Genomic DNA, 16,115 nt, shown 5'->3' on the forward strand with positions numbered 1-16,115 from the left:
TCAGGTGTCCTTCTTCTTGTTGCTCTCTTCGTGGCTGGCAGGCGGGTTGTACGTCTTGACCGGCGGAGGCGGCGACCAGCTGCGGCCCGGCCGGCGCGGCGGGGAGACGATCTTGGTGTTGACCTTCTTGAGCCAGTAGTAGCCCTTGATGCCGAGGCGCTTGAGCTCTTCCTCGTCGATGTTCTCCATGCCCTGGTCGACGTCGAACGACATCACGCCGACCCGCGCCGTGGCCGTGCCCTTGGTGCCCTTCTTCAGCGTCACCTGGAAGTTGAGCCAGTCGGTCTTGCCCTTCTCCAGCCGCAGCGGGCCCCAGCACCAGAACCAGCGGTCCTCCCAGGTGCACTTGGTGCCCTTCGCGGCGCCCCAGCGCAGGGTGGGCACGACGCCCTTGGGCACCTGGCCGCCGATCCAGTAGTAGTCGGCGTAGTAGGGGCCCAGGTTCTTGGCGCGGACGTAATACGTGATCTTGCCGCCGCGCTTGGTGCGGCCGCTGTGCTTGACGGAGATCTTGAAGCTGGAGTACGGCTTCACCCGGGCGACCGTCGCGGTGGTGGGGGCGGCAGCGGTGGCGGCACTCGCCGGGGCGGGTACGGCCAGCGGCGCGGCGGCCAGACCGCCGGCTAAGAACAGGCTGAAGCTTCTGCGCATATGACGGCTCCCCGTGCGGTGCTGGAAATCCCCGATCTTCTCCACGATTATTGCGTAGGGCAAATTTTTCGCAAAGAGCGATGATCTTTCGTGACCTGGGGTGGTTTGTGGGTTTTTGCCCGCGCCTATCCCACTTGTGAACGGGGGTCTAGGACAACGGGGAGGGCCAGGTGCCGGAAACGCACCCCTTACAGCCGACCGATCCGCGAACACTGGGCGAATACCGGCTGCTCGGCCGCCTGGGCAAGGGGGCGCAGGGGATCGTTTTCGAGGGTGAGTCGCCGGACGGGCGGCGCGTGGCGATCAAGCTCCTGAACACCCGGCTGGACAAGCCCGGACTGGACTCCGAACGCTTCCTGCGCGAGGTGGCGGCCGCGCGGCGGGTGGCCCAGTTCTGCACCGCGCAGGTGCTTGGGGCCCACATGGACGGCGAGCATCCGTACATCGTCAGCGAGCTGGTGGACGGGGTCTCCCTGCAGGCGGTGGTGCAGCGGGACGGGCCTCGTACGGGCGGCGCGCTCTACCGCCTGGCCGTCGGAACGGTCACCGCGCTGGCCGCCATCCACCGCGCCGGGATCGTGCACCGCGACTTCAAGCCCAGCAACGTGCTGCTCGGCCACGACGGGCCGCGGGTGATCGACTTCGGCATCGCGCGGGCGCTGGACTCGGCCATGACGATCAGCAGCGGGGTCGTGGGGACGCCCGCGTACATGTCGCCCGAGCAGATCTCGGCCGAGCGGGTGGGGCCGGCCAGCGACATGTTCAGCTGGGCCCTGACCATGGTGTTCGCGGCCACGGGGCGGCCCGCGTTCGGCCAGGACAGCCTGCCCGCGGTCGTCTACCGGGTGATGCACGAGGAGCCCGACCTCTCGGCGCTGCCCGAGACCCTGCGGCCGGTCGTGGGGTCATGCCTGCGCAAGCGGGCCGACGAGCGGCCCGTGGCGGTCGACGTGCTGTTCGCGCTGCTGGCGAACGAGGGTGAGTCGCCGCGGCCCGAGGACGCGCTCAACACGGGCTCGCAACTCGCGGCCGAGCAGACCCCGCCGGATCCGCCCGCGCCTGCCGGCGGCTGGGCGAACCCCGGGCCCGCGCCCGAGCCTCCGGTGGGTGGCAGCGGGTGGGCGAATCCCGGTGGCCCTCCGTCGTCCGCCCCTCCTGGCGGGTACGGGTGGGCGAACCCGTCGGGGGAGGCATATCCCCCGTCCCACGGCCCTGCGGCCGGACCACCTGCGGCGCCTTACGTGCCGCCGCAACAGGGCGGCGGGCCGAGGCGGGGTGGAGTGCCTGGGCAGGGTGCGACGCCCGGCTACGGAGGCGGGCCGCAGCACGGGGGCGGGCCGCATGGGGTGCCTTACGTGCCTCGGCAGCAGCCTCCGTCGGGTCCGTCACCGGCGCCGCCGCCCTATCCGATGAGCGCCACGCCCCACCCGGCCGCGCCCCGTCCACCGGCGCCCGGCCCGGTGGCGCCGGGGTCGGAGGCGGTTGCGGGAGGGGAGGGGCCGCCCTCATCCCAGAAGCCGTCGGCGCGGGAGGGCGGCGGGCGGGGGGACAATGACGCGTTCTTCAAGCATGCGCCGGCAGAGGAGCGGCCCGACGAGACCAACGCCAGGCGCAGGCGGGCCGCCATGGTCTCCGGCGCGCTCGTCGTGGCGCTGGCCCTGGCCGGGAGCGTGCTGTACTTCGGGCCGAAGATGTTCGGCACCGGCGCGCCGACCGGCGGGAACGCGGCCCAGGCCACCACCTCCGTGAGCGCGGGCCCGGCTCAGACGCAGGCCCAGCCGCAGACCGAGACCCCGACGCCCACACCGACCCAGGTCACACCCACCCCGACGGTCACCCCGACGCAGAAGGTCGTCCCCGTCCTCGGCAAGCAGGACGGGAAGTCGTTCAAGGGCCACACCAAGGGCGTCCAGACGATCTCCGCGATCTCCGCGGGCGGCAAGGCGTGGCTGGTCACCGGCGGGCAGGACGGCCGGGTGCGGCTGTGGGACCTGGCCGGGCACAAGTCGCTGGCCACGATGAAGGGCCACAGCGAGGAGGTGTACGCCGTCGCCTGCGTGATGGTCGGCAAGACCCCCATGGCCGTCTCCGGCGGGTACGACGGCAGCGTGCGCCTGTGGAACCTCAAGACCCACAAGGGCAAGGTGCTCGGCTGGCACGGCGACGCCGTCTACGCGGTCGCCGTCACCAAGGTGAAGGGCAGGTACGTCGCGGTCACCGGCGACGCCGACGGCTATCTGAGGTTCTGGGACCTGAAGAAGCGCAAGTCCACCGGCAAGATCATCAGAGCCCACCGCAAGCCGGTCAACTGGCTCAGCGCCACCCACATGGGCGACCGGGCCGTCGCCATCTCGGCCAGCGAGGACGAGACGGTGCGCATGTGGGACATGGCCCGGCGCAAGGCGTACGGGAAGGCGTACAAGGGCCATTCCAGGGGCGTGTACTCGGTCGCGGTCGGCAAGGTGAGCGGGAAGACGGTCGTGGCATCTGGCGGTAAAGACGGAAAAATCAGGCTCTGGGATCCGAAGAGCCGCAAGACCGTCGCCACCCTCTCCGGCCACAAGAAGATCGTTTACTCGCTCTCCTTCGGCACCCTCGACGGCCGCACGGTGCTGCTGTCCGGCGGCACCGACGGCACGATCAGGCTCTGGGACCCCGAGACCCGCAAGACGCTCGGCAAACCGGTCAAGGCCCACAAGAAGGGCGTGTACGCCGTGGGCATCGTCCCACTCGACGGCGACGCGGTCGTCATGTCCGCGGGCAAGGACAAGGTGGTCAGGCTGTGGAAGATCGCGAGCGGCTCCTAGTGGGCCGGCTACGTGCTCCTGAGCGGTTCGAAGATCGCGTGATGGGCGGCCACGACCGCACGGCGTACCGCCCGGTCCAGGTCACGCAGGGCCATGGCGCGGGCGGCGACCTGCCCCGACGTGAGCCCGCGCTCGTCGGCCAGCCGCACCACGGTGGCCAGCCGCGTGGCGAGGGTGGAGACGCGGTGCGCCCGCGCGGGGTAGCCGGGCGCCAGCTCGCCGCCCCGGTGTCCGACGGACGAGGGGCGGGACTGCAGGGGGCCTTCGACGGCGGACAGGGTGTCGGTGGCCGAGCGCATGGCCTCCGACAGCTCGCGTTCGGCCTCCGACAGCGACGGCAGATCATGGCGTACGGGCCCGGAGTCGTGGATCTCCAGGCGTACCCCGACATAGGACGATCCGCGCAGGTCGGGCACCGGCACCAGGCCGAGGTTGCGGCCGTCGAGCACCGCGATGGCGGCCTCCCCGGCGTCCACCGCGGCCGAGTTGAACGGCGCGGGCCCCGACAGCCCCAGCGGATCGCCGGGCGCGGGCAGCGCGAGCCGGAACTCGCGCAGGCCGTCGGAGCGCAGGTTTGCGAGGTATTTACGCAACGGGGCGTCGTCGGCCACGGTGGGACCGCCGGTGGCTTCCACGTGGTCAGCCGCCTCGTCGAGACCGACGTGACCGGCGAGCCACGCGTTGCCCCAGGCGACCAGGGAGGGACAGACAGGCGATTCAGGGCGCACCGATCCACGATATGCGCTCGCCCTGCAATAGGTTTGTCCCGAGCGTGACTCCTAAGGAGGTATCGGGGATGGGTGGTCAGGTGCTGCGGCTCCAGGACGTCGCCGTCAGGCGGGACGGAGCGGCCCTGCTGCGCGGCATCGACTGGACGGTCAACGCCGACGAGCGTTGGGTCGTCGTCGGCCCCAACGGCGCGGGCAAGACCACGTTGCTGCAGGTCGCGGCCACGTTGCTCTACCCGAGCGAGGGCCTGGTCGAGGTGCTCGGGGAGCGGCTGGGACAGGCGGACGTCTTCGATCTGCGCCCGCGGATCGGGCTGGCGAGCTCCGCGCTGGCCGAGCGCATCCCGCCGGAGGAGAAGGTCATCGACCTCGTGCTGACCGCCTCGTACGGGATCATGGGCCGCTGGACGGAGGAGTACGACTCCAACGACGTGACCAGGGCGGTCGAGCTGATCGACATGATGGGCGCGGCCCATCTGATCAGGCGGCGGTTCGGCACGCTGTCGGAGGGGGAGCGCAAGCGGGTGCAGATCGCGCGCGCCCTCATGCCCGACCCCGAGATGCTGCTGCTCGACGAGCCCGCGGCCGGGCTCGACCTGGGCGGGCGCGAAGACCTGGTGCGCCGGCTCTCGGTGCTGGCGGGCGACTACCGTTCGCCGACGCTCATGCTGGTGACGCACCACGTGGAAGAGGTGCCGATCGGGTTCACGCACGGGCTGCTGCTGAGGCACGGCTCGGTGGTGGCGCAGGGGCCGCTGGAGCACGTGATGACGCCCGAAAACCTGTCGCAGACGTTCGGGGTGCCGCTCTCGCTGGAGCGCAGCGCCGAGGGCCGCTGGTACGCGCGCGCCCACTAATCCCCCTATTTATCCACATAAAAGCCGCCGAAAGCTGAAAGGAAATAGGATCAACGGAGTCGGTCCCCTCGACTTCGGAGCGTCGCCATGTCCGTCGAGCAGCTCATCGTCGCCCTTGTCGTGGTCGCGGCCGTGGGCTTCGGGGTGGCCCGAACGGTCCGCATCATCCCCCAGGCCACGGCCGCCATCATCGAACGCCTCGGGCGCTACCACCGGACGCTGACCCCGGGGCTCAACCTCGTGGTGCCGTTCATCGACCGCATCAAGGACATGATCGACCTGCGGGAGCAGGTGGTCTCCTTCCCGCCGCAGCCGGTGATCACCTCGGACAACCTGGTCGTGTCCATCGACACCGTCATCTACTTCCAGGTCACCAATCCGAAGGCGGCCACGTACGAGATCGCGAACTTCCTGATCGGCGTCGAGCAGCTCACGGTCACGACACTGCGGAACGTGGTCGGCGGCATGGACCTGGAACGCACGCTGACCTCGCGCGAGGACATCAACACCGCGCTGCGCGGCGTGCTCGACGAGGCGACGGGCAAGTGGGGCATCCGGGTCAACAGAGTCGAGCTCAAGGCCATCGACCCGCCCTCCTCCATCCAGGACTCGATGGAGAAGCAGATGCGCGCCGACCGCGACAAGCGCGCCGCCGTGCTGACCGCCGAGGGCCAGCGCCAGGCGGCGATCCTCCAGGCGGAGGGCGAGAAGCAGGCGGCCGTGCTGCGGGCGCGCGGCGAGGCGGAGGCGGCCGTGCTGCGCGCGCAGGCGGAGGCCGAGGCCCAGGCCATGCGGGCCAAGGGCCAGGCGGACGCGATCGGCATGGTGTTCAAGGCCATCCACGAGGGGCAGCCCGACCAGCACCTGCTCGCCTACCAGTACCTGCAGACCCTGCCTGAGATCGCCAAGGGCGACGCCAATAAGATCTGGATCGTCCCATCAGAAATGGGCAAAGTTCTGGAGAATCTGGGCGGCCTCTTCACACCCCCTAAGAGCCCGGACACGTAAGGAGGGCTTGTGACGGGGTGGGAGCTGGCCGCGGTCTGCGTGGCCGGGATGGTGGCCGGTGCGATCAACGCGGTCGTCGGGTCAGGCTCCCTGATCACGTTCCCCACGCTGCTGGCCATCGGCGTCGATCCCGTCACCGCCAACGTCTCCAACACCATCGGGCTCGTGCCGGGCTCGTTCACCGCCGCGTACGGCTACCGCCCCGAGCTCCGGGGCCAGCGCGAACGCCTCCTGCGCCTGGGGCTGGCCTCGGCCCTCGGAGCGCTGGCCGGCGGGATCCTGCTGCTGTTCCTGGACCCGTCGGTGTTCCAGGTCGTCGTCATCGCGCTGATCGCGCTGGCCTGCGTGCTGGTCCTGGTGCAGCCCAGGCTCAACCGGTGGCTGGCCGACCGGCGGCGGCACGCGCACCCGCACGGAGGGCTGGAGCTGTGGTTCGGCGTGCTGGCCGCCGGGATCTACGGCGGGTACTTCGGCGCGGCGCAGGGCGTGTTGCTGATCGGGCTGCTCGGCAGCTTCCTCGACGACGACCTCCAGCGGGTGAACGCGGCCAAGAACGTCCTCGCGCTGATCGTCAACGCCGTGGCCGCCGCGCTGTTCATCGTGGCCGCCGCGCTGTTCATCGTGGTCGCGCACGTGAACTGGCTCGCCGTGGCGGGGGTGGCCATGGGCGCGGTGGCGGGCGGCTTCCTGGGCGCCAGGGTGGGGCGGCGCATCCCGGCGCCCGTGCTCCGGGCGATCATCGTCTGCGTCGGCATTGCGGCGATTTTCGTACTGGTGTACGGATAGAATGTCGCGTTTGCGGGTATGAATCCGTACATGAAGGGCGACTGGGTAGAGATCGTCATCGATGCCGGAGGCACACCGCGTACGTACGAGATCAGGGCCACTCGCGCCGGGCGGCGGGTCGACGTGACCACGAGGCGGGGGCTCGTCGAGGTGAGCGAGGTCACCCGCACCGGCACGCCGGTGCGCACGGCCAGGTTCATGTCCAGCCGCATCCTGGCCCTCGTGGAGCATCCCGTGGACGAGGTCAGCTGAAGTCCGCCACGTGGTCCTCCGCCCACTGACCGAACGTCAGAGCGGGCCTGCCGAGCAGCCGCTCCACGGTGTCGGTGGCCTGCTCGGGAGCCGCCACGAAGCTGCCCCACGCCTTCAGCGCGCTCTCGACGAAGGCCGCGTTCCCCCAGGCGGCCATGAGCTGCTCGCGGGCCTCCTCCGGCGGCTGCTCCTCCCAGCGCACCTCGCGCCCGGTCGCCGCACCGATCACGCGCACCTGCTCGGCCTGGGTGAGCCGCTCGGGGCCGGTCAGCACGTATGTGGCGCCGTTGTGGCCCGCCGAGGTGAGCACGTGCGTGGCCACGGCCGCGATGTCCCGCTCGTGGATCAGGGGCCTCGAAGCCTGCCCGTACGGCCAGCGCACCACGCCCTGCCTGATCTGCCCGGCCCAGCCCAGCGTGTTGGCCGCGAAGCCGCCGGGCCGCAGGAACGTCCACCCGAGCCCCGAGTGCCGGATCAGCCGCTCGATCTCGTGGTAGTGCGTCACCGGCTCGTCCGCCACGTTGGCCGACAGGTAGACCACGCGCCGCGCGTGCCCGGCGATGGCCGTGACCACCTCGGCGGCGCCGTCCGCCGTGAAATGGGGCCACAGCAGGAACACGCTCTCCACGCCTTTCAGCGCGGGCTCCAGCGTCCCGGGCGCGGACAGGTCGCCGCGCACCACCTCCACGTGTTCGGGCAGCCTTGCCCGCGCGGGGTCCCTGACGAGGGCCCGCACCTCCAGCCCCGCTCCCGCGAGCTGGGACACCACATGCCTGCCGACATTGCCGGTCGCGCCGGTCACCAGAATCGTGCTCATGGGGCCGACGGTAAAACCTCAAGCGAACTTCAGGTCAACCCCGGCCGCACCTGGAGCGTGCCGTCACGCCGGATCCGCGTCTCGAACATGGGCGCGGGGGCGGTCGCAGGACCGTGCCGCACCGAGCCGTCGGCCAGCCTGAACGTGCTGCCGTGCCACGGGCAGACCACGCACGCCTCTCCGTTCTCGATGACCAGCCTGCCCTGGTGCAGCGGGCCGGCCAGGTGCGGACAGCGGTCGGCGAGCACGGTGACGGCCTCGCCCTGGCGCAGCACGAAGAGCTGGATGTAGCCGAGCCGCCGCGCGACGGGCCGGCCCTCCGGCAGGTCCTTGAGCAGGCACAGGTCGTGCCAGCCCAGCGGCACCAGGTGGGAGACCTGCGGGGCGTGGTTGGCCCCGGCCGCCTGCCGGTAGGCCATGTGGCCGCCGAGATAGCCGCCGAGCCCTGCCAGGCCGAGCCCGGCCAGGGTCAGGGTGCGGCCCATCTGCTCGCGCCCGCGTACCCGGGCCAGCAGGGAGCCGGAGAACAGGCCCAGCGCGGCCACGTTCGACAGCATGTGGACGAAGCCCACGCGCTGCTGCTCGCGGTGGAGAGAGGACCAGTCGGTCAGCCCGGCCGCCGCCGTGGGCAGCGCGTTGGCGATGCCCGTGGCCAGCAGCACGCGCGAGGCCCGCGGATCGCCATCGGTGAGGTCCAGCACCGCCGCGGACAGCCAGCAGCCCAGGCTGACCGTGGCCAGCGGCGGGTGCAGCGGTTTGCCCGTGGGGACGCCGTGCAGCAGGTCACGTAGCCGGCCGGGACGGATGCGCTGGCGTACGGTCTTGGCCAGCACTCTGATCGGCGTGTCCAGGGCCTTGGACTTCTCGAGCCGGTCGGCGAGAGCAACCGGCCCGGCCAAACCCCGCAACGGCCGACGTTTCGCTCGCACTTCCTCTTTCACGACAAGTCCCCTACCCCGCCCATGTGGGGATCACTCGGACAGGTGTCCCCTGGCCACGGAGAGTTCGACCAGCTCCAGCGCGTACGCGCCGAGGGACGGCGAACCTTCCTCGATGATCCGTACCTTCTCCCTGACCTGTGCGGCCTTGACCTTGAACAACGGCCACGTGCCACCCTCGGTGAGGTGGTTGGCCAGGATCGGGGAGAAACGGTCGAGCGCCTTGGCGAACCTGGCCTCCGGCGTCTTCCTGGCCTCGAACTCGTCCCACAGCTCCCGCATCCACTGCCCCTGGTCGGCGGGCAGCAGTCCGAAGATGCGGTCGGCGGCGGCGCGCTCGGCGCCGGCCTGCGCGGCCACCTCCACGGGGTCATAGATGAACGTGTCGCCGGCGTCGATCTCGACCAGGTCGTGCACGAGCAACATGGCCACCACCCGTTGGAGGTCGGTCCCGGGTGGGGCATGCTCGCCGAGGATCATCGCCAACGTGCCCACGTACCAGGAGTGCTCGGCGGTGTTCTCCCGCCGCGAGCCGTCCATCAAATGGTTGCGGCGGATGATCCGCTTCAACTTGTCGATCTCGATGGCGAAGGCGATCTGGGCGTTCAGGCGGTCCTCTTCTGGCGCGATAGTCACGCGCGACACCCTATTGTGCGATGATCACCCCGGTTGGTGAAATCGTGACCGGAACTCCGTTGAACACTGCGTTACCACTCAGTACATCGACGGTGGATTCGTCGGTGAGCGTGTTGACGCTGACCCCCGCGTGCTCGGCCGCCACGCTCTGTGAGCTGCCCGCGTGGCCCCAGCCGTGCGGCAGGCTGACCACCCCCGGCATGATCGTGTCGGTGGGTTCGAGCGGCACCGTGAGCTGCCCCTTCGCGGAGCGGACCACCGCCTCGCCGTCGAGCCCGAGCCTGGTCACGTCGGCCGGGTTGATCTGCAGCGTGCAGGTGTTGCTGCCGCCGACCAGCGGGCCCACGTTGTGCAGCCAGCTGTTGTTGGAGCGCAGGTGGCGCCGCCCGATCAGGACGATCTCCGGCGGGTCCTCCTCCAGCTTGCCGCGCAGCCGTTCCACGTCCTCGACGATCTGCGGCGGCGCCAGCTCGATCAGGCCCGAGGCGGTCTTCAGCACCTCGCCGAGCCGGGGCTCCAGCGGGCCGAGGTCCAGGCCGTGCGGGTTGTCGAGCAGCTTGCGCAGCGACAGGTCGCCCTTGCCGGCCCACTCGCCGTAGGGGCCGAGCTTGAGCATGAGGTCCAGCCGGCGCTCGCCGCCCGTCTCGCCCTCCAGCCCGGCGCGCAGCCCGGCCACGTCCCGTCCCTCGACCCCGGAGCCGGGCGTCTCGGTGGCCTTGCGCAGCATCTCGCCGATCACGAACTCGTCCAGGTCCCCCTCCAGGCCCGAGGCGATCATGGCCAGCCTGGCCAGGATCTGGGCCTCGGAGGGCTGCCCGTCCAGCGGCAGCAGCGGCGGCGAGTAGCGGGCGTAGTTGCGGACCGCGAACCCGAGCAGCGCGAAGTCGTAGTGGCCCGACTGCAGCATCCGCGGTGGCGGGAGGATGACGTTCGCGTGCCTGGTGGTCTCGTTGAGGTACGGGTCCACGCTCACCATGAAGTCGAGCCGCCCGAAGGCCGCGTCGAGCCTGGCCCCGTGGGGCGCCGAGAGCACGGGGTTGCCCGCCACCGTGATCAGGAACGTGACCTGCCCCTCGCCGGGCGTCTCGATCTCGTCGGCGAGCGTGGCCACCGGCAGCTCGCCGTTGCTCTCCGGCAGTCCCCTGACGCGGCTCTTCCACCGCCCCACCGTGTACGGCCTGCGTCGCGCGCCGAACTCGGTCGCGGGCTTGGGGAACATGGCGCCGCCCGGCCGGTCGAGGTTGCCGGTGAGCACGTTGAGCACGTCCACGAGCCACTGGGCCAGCGTGCCGAACTCGGCCGTGCAGGTGCCGATCCTGGCGTAGACGGCGGCCGTACGGGCTGCCGCCAGCTCCCTGGCCAGCCGCACGATCACCTCGGCGGGCACCCCGGTGCGCCCGGAGACCGCCTCCGGCGGGAGGTGCTTGGCCGCCTCGCGCACCTCGGCCAGCCCGTTGACCTGGTGTGACGGCTTGACGAGATCCTCGGCGAACAGCGTGTGGACGATGCCGAACAGCAGGTAGGCGTCCGTCCCGGGGCGGACGAAGACGTGCTCGTCGGCCAGCGCGGCGGTGCGCGTACGGCGCGGGTCCACCACGACGAGCCGGCCGCCGCGGCCGCGCAGGGCCTTCAGCCGCCCGGGGAAGTCGGGCGCGGTGCACAGCGAGCCGTTGGACTCCAGCGGGTTGGCCCCCAGCATCAGCAGATAGTCGGTCCTGTCCAGGTCGGGGACCGGGATGGCCAGCGGGTGCCCGAACATGAGCCCGCTCGCGACATGCTTGGGCATCTGGTCGGCGGTGCTGGCGGAGTAGACGTTGCGGGTGCCGAGCGCCTTGATCAGGGGCGCGCCGTACAGGGCGCCCGCCATGCTGTGGGCGTTCGGGTTGCCGAGGTAGATCGCGGCGGACCGGCGGTCGGCGACCCGGTCGAGGCCCGCCTTGACGGCGGCGAACGCCTCCTCCCAGCCGACCTCGCGCCACAGGTCGCCCTCCCTGATCAGCGGCCTGCTCAGCCGGTCGGGGTCCTCGTCGAGCCGGCCGAGGCTGGCCCCCTTCGGGCAGATGAACCCCTTGCTGAACGGATCGTCCTTGTCACCGCGGACGCTGGTCACGTGCCCGCCCTCGTCGAGGGTGAGCGTCAGGCCGCAGACGGCCTCGCAGAGGGGACAGGTCCGGTGGACGGTCGACGTCATCACGACTCCTGAGTTCGCCAGCTGAACTCATCTTGGCCCGTACCGCGCACATGGGGAAGCCCCGGAGCCCCCGCGGTCTCCGGGGCTTCCCACCCGGGGAAATGTCCCGGATTCCCCCAGGTCCTCAGCCCGCCTTGGCCAGCGCGGCCGGTGCGCGCAGATCAGGCGGCTCCTCGAGGTCGGGTCTCAGCGAGAGCCAGGCCCGTCTGCCGTACAGCCGGTCGAGTCCGGGAGAGGTCGCCCCCGGGACCTCGTCGCGCCTGACGATCTCCACGATCACGAACTGCGCCCGGCGCCGGTGCCGGTAGACGTTGGCGCTCCTGGCCCAGCAGGCGGCCGCGATCTCCTCGCGGTACGCCTCGAACTCCTCGGCGGAGATCCCGGCCCTGGTCATGATCAGGGCCTTCTCGCCCGTGGTCGTCGGCGTGATCCAGAGCACCAGCGGGATCCGCCCGGCCCTGGTGTGCATCGTGGTCTCCAGGCAGACCCGGTGCAGGCGGTGCCTGGAGACCACGCACCAGAAGTGCGCGCTCACCCAGTTGCGCCCGCTCCTGGTGGCGGCCGGCACCGAGACGGCGCTCGTCAGCAGGACGAACGGCCACCACCGGCCCTCCTGGGTGGCCCCCAGCAGGGTGAGCGTCAGCAGCGCCAGCGCGGCGAGCAGCATCAGCTCGGTACGGACCCGCCACAGCCTGACCAGCGGCCCGCCGCGCCCGGCGGCGGGAAGGTCCTCGTTGGCGGGGTAGATCTGGTTGCGCGGGTTCCTCGGCACGTCAGGACACCTCCTCCGTCACGCGCTGTGGCACGCTGAGCTGGTCGAACCGCGGGTCGCGGTAGCGACGTGAGCCGAATCCGGTCCTGCTCACGGTCCATCCGACGTGGTGGGCGAACTCGTCGGGCTCCATGCAGATCTCGCGATCGGCCCAAGCCATAAGCTCTCGGATCCGGCACTTGATTCGGGCGAGTCCCTTGGTACCTTGTGAGTACATGAGAAGACCCCTTTCGCGGCATTTTCAGAGGTGGCTTCTTCGCCGGACCGACGGCTGATGACCGGTATCGCCGCAGGGTGGCAGCCCGAATGCGGCGCGCTGGTGGTCAGCCGCGGCCCGGTTTTTTCCAGGCTCGAATGAGCGGACTCTCGCTGAGTTCTTCAGGCGATTCCGAAGTCCTTCCGGCAAGCGGCCTCCCTGGGGCGGAGTTTCGTATCCGGGGCGGCGACGTTGCCGGCGAGGCGGCCTGGGCGGGGCCGCGCGATCGAGGTCGGAAGGCCCGATGTGTACGGCCGTGTCGTCATGCCCGGCCTCCTCACCACTCGAGAACCCTCCTGGAACCGATCGTCCCCCGAGGTGAGCGATGCTGCAATACTTTAAGCAAGGGAAGATTTACATTTCTTAACCTCTTGCCGTGCAACTTGCACCAGAAGTGTCATGCACGGTGTGCAACGGGAGATGTTCCACCCCAGGCCCACCCCTGACCGGAGTTCGTCTTGCCCCTACGCTCTCCCCATGAAAGCCTTCTGACAAGGACGAGCGGCACTCCACATGCAACTTGCAGTGTAAGATTGGGCGAACGGCCCCAAAAGCCGGGCCCCAAACGATCCCCACCGGCTACACCTTCATTCCCGAACAAGGAGAGTGGCGGTGCCATCGCAGCAGGGCAGTCCGACTGTACGCAGGCTCCGGCTCGGTCAGGAGCTGCGCCTCCTCCGGGAGCGGAAGAAGCTCACCGGGGCCAGGGCGGCCAGCGAGCTCGGCTGGTCCGCGAGCAAGGTCAGCCGCATCGAGGCCGCCAAGACCATGCCCAGCGCCGACGACATCAAGGTCATGGCGCAGCTCTACCGCGTGGACGAGGAGAAACTTGACGAGCTCTTCGGCCTGTTGCGGGATGCGGAGCAGCGCGGCTGGTGGGAAGATTACGAGGACGCCCTACCTGAGGAGTACACAAGATTCCTCGGGTTAGAGGCCGAGGCGAAATTCCAGCGCAACTGGGAACCCCAGATCGTGCCTGGCACCTTGCAGACCGAGGACTATGCCAGGGAGGTCATCCTGGCGACCCGTGGCATCGCGCGCATCACGCACAGCGGTGTCAGGAGCCGGGTCGAAGCCCGCCTCGACAGGCAACAGCGGGTGTTGCACCGGGCGGATCCCTGCGAGCTGACGGTGGTTCTCGACGAGTCGGCGCTGACGCGCCGTTTCGGCGAGCCCTCGGTCATGCGCGAGCAGATGGAGCATCTCCTGGAGGTCTCCCTGCTGCCGCACGTCAGCATTCACGTCCTGACCCTGGACTCACTTCATCCGGTTAACACCGGCGCGTTTATTCATCTTAAGTTTGCGGCATTTGATGATGTTGTGTACCTAGAGCAGCTGTATACTGCTCACTTCGTCGATGATCTCGAACGGGTGGCCGGGTACGAAGCGGCTTTCGACCATATCAAGTCGGAGGCCCTGGATGAGGACGAATCACGCGTTCTTATCCAGCGGAAGGCCATGCTGTGGAGACGTTAACGGCGAGACCTCAGGAAGGGGCAACGGAGCCCCTTTACGCATTTGGGGAGAGAATGTACATCCACACTACGGCGGCCGCCTGGCGGAAGAGCAGATTCTGCAACGGCGCATCGGCCTGCGTCGAGGTCGCCCCCCTGGCTGACGGCAACGTTGCGCTCAGGGACAGCAAGGAGCAGGACGGGCCCGTTCTCGTCTTCACTCCTGAGGAGTGGGCCGCCTTCACCGCGGGAGTGCGTGAGGGCGAGTTCGACTTGGCCACGCTCGTACCAGGTGCCTGAAAAACCGTAACCGCCGCAGCATTTTTTCTCGCGCGGCAGGACGGCTCAGGGATATTTCGCAGATTGAGGTTTCTTTCCGGGAATTCTTTTCCCGGAGTGCATAAGACGGCCCGCGTCCCCGGTAAAGGGGGCGCGGGCCGTCTTGCTTCGTGGGAGTAATTCCCGGCCCCGGTTTATACGGCCGGTACGCGGCGCCGTACGAGGAAGAGCGAGCTCAGCCCCGCGACCACGGCGAGGCCCGCCATGGCGATGGAGGAGACCAGCGAGGCGGACACCGTGCCGTGGCCCTGGCTCAGCGTGATGAACAGCGTTCCGACCGTGGAGACGCCGATGACCTGCCCGAGCTGCATCACGGTGAGCAGCGCGCCGCTCGCGTCCGCGGCGTAGGCGTCGTCCACCTGCTCGGTCGCCATGTTCGTCACCGCGACCTGCACGCCGAGCCCGGCGCCGACGAGGGCGCTCATGACCGCGTACGGGAGGCCGCCGCCGGCGGCGAGCCCCAGCCCGAGATAGGCGGGGGCGGCCACCACGTAGCCGAAGGGCACCAGCGGGCGCTGCAGGCGGAGCGGGAGGCGCGGCCAGAGGAGCCCGACGAGGCCGAAGGCCAGCGCGCACGGCACCAGCATCATGCCGGAGGACAGCGGCGTCAGGTGCAGCTCGCCCTGCAGGTGCAGGGCCGAGGTGAACAGGAACGCGCCCCAGGTCGCCGGGCCGAACAGCAGGATCGCCAGCCCCGGCCGCATGCCGGGCGCGCGCAGCACTCGCGCGTCCACCAGGGGACGCCCGCCGCGGGCCGTCACCCAGCGCTCGATGCGGACGAACGCGAAGAACGTCACCACGCTCAGCGCCATCGAGATCCAGCCCCACGCCGGCCACCCGAGCTCGCGGCCCAGGACCAGCGGCACGACGAGCAGGAGCACGGCCGCGGACAGGGACACCAGGCCCCACGGGTCGAGGCCCGTCCGGCCCCCGCCCTCGTCGGCGGGCAGCACCTTCATCCCGGCCACCATCAGCAGCGCGCCGATCGGCACCAGCACCAGGAACACCACTCGCCAGCCCGCGCCCAGACCCAGCAGGATCCCGCCGAAAGCCTGGCCGATCACGATGCCACCGCTGATCACCAGCGACCACAAGCCCATCGCCCGACCTCTGGCCGCGCCGTGGTAGTTGCGCTGGATCAACGTCAGGACCTGCGGCATCATCATCGCCGCCCCGGCGCCCTGCAGCAGGCGGGCGGCCACCAGCCAGCCCGTCGAGGGCGCCAGGCCCGCGCCGAGCGTGGTCACCGTGAACAGCGCCAGCCCGCCCAGGAATGCGTTGCGGTAGCCGAACAGGTCGCCGACCCTGGCTCCGGTGATCAACAGGACGGCATAGACAATGGTGTATCCGGCGACGATCATCTGCAGCCCGGCGCCTGAGGAGTGCAGGTCGGACTCGATGGTCGGGGTGGCCACGTTGACGATGTTGACGTTCAGGATGGCCAGGAACTGCCCCACGAGGATGATCGCAAGGAGCAGGCCGCTGGCCCGGTTCCCTTCCTGCGGTTTGGTGTCCACAGAAGGGGAAATAGCGGCAGTTTGCGTCATGTGTAGCAGTCTGCCGGGGATCCAGTACCAGTAACGAGAGCCCACTTATACTGGTACTGGCGGTAACTGGATAGAA

The 16,115-nt window shown here is 69.8% G+C and carries 16 protein-coding genes; 7 read left to right on the forward strand and 9 right to left on the reverse strand.

What is annotated here, in order from left to right:
* Positions 1–651 (reverse strand): hypothetical protein, encoded by a 651-nt coding sequence (locus ACWDX9_RS05405; RefSeq protein WP_449949372.1) that lies wholly within the window; start codon positions 649–651, stop codon positions 1–3.
* A 170-nt stretch (positions 652–821) separates the two neighbouring features.
* Here ACWDX9_RS05405 and ACWDX9_RS05410 point away from each other — a divergent pair, with 170 nt between their 5' ends.
* Entirely contained in the window at positions 822–3,458 is a 2,637-nt protein-coding gene (locus tag ACWDX9_RS05410) for a protein kinase domain-containing protein (RefSeq protein WP_449949375.1), read from the forward strand.
* Positions 3,459–3,466: 8 nt separating this feature from the next.
* Here ACWDX9_RS05410 and ACWDX9_RS05415 read toward each other — a convergent pair whose 3' ends face one another.
* On the reverse strand, positions 3,467–4,186 hold the full coding sequence (locus ACWDX9_RS05415; protein WP_449949378.1) for a hypothetical protein: 720 nt from the start codon (positions 4,184–4,186) through the stop codon (positions 3,467–3,469).
* A 68-nt stretch (positions 4,187–4,254) separates the two neighbouring features.
* Here ACWDX9_RS05415 and ACWDX9_RS05420 point away from each other — a divergent pair, with 68 nt between their 5' ends.
* The 4 genes from ACWDX9_RS05420 (at position 4,255) to ACWDX9_RS05435 (ending at position 7,089) form a co-directional block, all read left to right on the forward strand.
* Positions 4,255–5,043 (forward strand): ABC transporter ATP-binding protein, encoded by a 789-nt coding sequence (locus ACWDX9_RS05420; RefSeq protein WP_350739664.1) that lies wholly within the window; start codon positions 4,255–4,257, stop codon positions 5,041–5,043.
* Between the two features lie 87 nt (positions 5,044–5,130).
* Positions 5,131–6,051: an SPFH domain-containing protein gene (locus ACWDX9_RS05425; RefSeq protein ID WP_350739667.1), complete on the forward strand. Its 921-nt coding sequence runs from the start codon at positions 5,131–5,133 to the stop codon at positions 6,049–6,051.
* 9 nt (positions 6,052–6,060) lie between these two features.
* Entirely contained in the window at positions 6,061–6,837 is a 777-nt protein-coding gene (locus ACWDX9_RS05430) for a sulfite exporter TauE/SafE family protein (RefSeq protein WP_449949381.1), read from the forward strand.
* Between the two features lie 30 nt (positions 6,838–6,867).
* On the forward strand, positions 6,868–7,089 hold the full coding sequence (locus tag ACWDX9_RS05435) for a hypothetical protein (protein WP_350739673.1): 222 nt from the start codon (positions 6,868–6,870) through the stop codon (positions 7,087–7,089).
* On the opposite strand, the gene ACWDX9_RS05440 is transcribed toward ACWDX9_RS05435, so the two are convergent.
* The 6 genes from ACWDX9_RS05440 to ACWDX9_RS05465 all read right to left on the reverse strand — a co-directional run bounded on the left by ACWDX9_RS05440 (position 7,082) and on the right by ACWDX9_RS05465 (position 12,603).
* On the reverse strand, positions 7,082–7,906 hold the full coding sequence (locus ACWDX9_RS05440; protein ID WP_449949384.1) for an NAD(P)H-binding protein: 825 nt from the start codon (positions 7,904–7,906) through the stop codon (positions 7,082–7,084). The genes ACWDX9_RS05435 and ACWDX9_RS05440 overlap by 8 nt on opposite strands.
* Positions 7,907–7,935: 29 nt before the next feature.
* On the reverse strand, positions 7,936–8,814 hold the full coding sequence (locus ACWDX9_RS05445; RefSeq protein WP_449949386.1) for a Rieske 2Fe-2S domain-containing protein: 879 nt from the start codon (positions 8,812–8,814) through the stop codon (positions 7,936–7,938).
* A gap of 63 nt (positions 8,815–8,877) precedes the next feature.
* The gene (locus tag ACWDX9_RS05450) at positions 8,878–9,489 is read right to left on the reverse strand and encodes an HD domain-containing protein (protein ID WP_350739682.1); all 612 of its coding nucleotides are present in this window, start codon (positions 9,487–9,489) and stop codon (positions 8,878–8,880) included.
* A 1-nt stretch (position 9,490) separates the two neighbouring features.
* Positions 9,491–11,671 carry a molybdopterin-dependent oxidoreductase gene (locus tag ACWDX9_RS05455; protein WP_449949388.1) on the reverse strand — a complete coding sequence of 727 codons (2,181 nt, stop codon included), beginning with the start codon at positions 11,669–11,671 and terminating at the stop codon, positions 9,491–9,493.
* A 124-nt stretch (positions 11,672–11,795) separates the two neighbouring features.
* Positions 11,796–12,443 carry a hypothetical protein gene (locus ACWDX9_RS05460; RefSeq protein WP_449949391.1) on the reverse strand — a complete coding sequence of 216 codons (648 nt, stop codon included), beginning with the start codon at positions 12,441–12,443 and terminating at the stop codon, positions 11,796–11,798.
* A gap of 1 nt (position 12,444) precedes the next feature.
* Complete coding sequence (locus ACWDX9_RS05465) at positions 12,445–12,603, reverse strand: hypothetical protein (RefSeq protein ID WP_364253693.1); 159 nt, start codon at positions 12,601–12,603, stop codon at positions 12,445–12,447.
* 708 nt (positions 12,604–13,311) lie between these two features.
* Here ACWDX9_RS05465 and ACWDX9_RS05470 point away from each other — a divergent pair.
* Positions 13,312–14,175, forward strand: a complete 864-nt coding sequence (locus ACWDX9_RS05470) for a helix-turn-helix domain-containing protein (protein ID WP_350739694.1) — start codon at positions 13,312–13,314, stop codon at positions 14,173–14,175.
* A gap of 53 nt (positions 14,176–14,228) precedes the next feature.
* On the forward strand, positions 14,229–14,453 hold the full coding sequence (locus ACWDX9_RS05475; protein WP_350739697.1) for a DUF397 domain-containing protein: 225 nt from the start codon (positions 14,229–14,231) through the stop codon (positions 14,451–14,453).
* Between the two features lie 173 nt (positions 14,454–14,626).
* On the opposite strand, the gene ACWDX9_RS05480 is transcribed toward ACWDX9_RS05475, so the two are convergent.
* Positions 14,627–16,009 (reverse strand): MFS transporter, encoded by a 1,383-nt coding sequence (locus tag ACWDX9_RS05480; protein WP_449949393.1) that lies wholly within the window; start codon positions 16,007–16,009, stop codon positions 14,627–14,629.
* Between the last annotated feature and the right edge of the window lie 106 nt (positions 16,010–16,115).

Source organism: Nonomuraea sp. NPDC003201 (genome assembly GCF_053590415.1).

What these genes read in the sequence shown, in the direction of transcription:
- ACWDX9_RS05435 (WP_350739673.1), top strand. Translation starts at nt 6,868, where the DNA reads ATGAAGGGCGACTGGGTAGAGATCGTCATCGATGCCGGAGGCACACCG.
- ACWDX9_RS05475 (WP_350739697.1), top strand. Translation starts at nt 14,229, where the DNA reads ATGTACATCCACACTACGGCGGCCGCCTGGCGGAAGAGCAGATTCTGC.
- ACWDX9_RS05425 (WP_350739667.1), top strand. Translation starts at nt 5,131, where the DNA reads ATGTCCGTCGAGCAGCTCATCGTCGCCCTTGTCGTGGTCGCGGCCGTG.
- ACWDX9_RS05465 (WP_364253693.1), bottom strand. Translation starts at nt 12,603, where the DNA reads ATGGCTTGGGCCGATCGCGAGATCTGCATGGAGCCCGACGAGTTCGCC.
- ACWDX9_RS05405 (WP_449949372.1), bottom strand. Translation starts at nt 651, where the DNA reads ATGCGCAGAAGCTTCAGCCTGTTCTTAGCCGGCGGTCTGGCCGCCGCG.
- ACWDX9_RS05420 (WP_350739664.1), top strand. Translation starts at nt 4,255, where the DNA reads ATGGGTGGTCAGGTGCTGCGGCTCCAGGACGTCGCCGTCAGGCGGGAC.
- ACWDX9_RS05455 (WP_449949388.1), bottom strand. Translation starts at nt 11,671, where the DNA reads ATGACGTCGACCGTCCACCGGACCTGTCCCCTCTGCGAGGCCGTCTGC.
- ACWDX9_RS05440 (WP_449949384.1), bottom strand. Translation starts at nt 7,906, where the DNA reads ATGAGCACGATTCTGGTGACCGGCGCGACCGGCAATGTCGGCAGGCAT.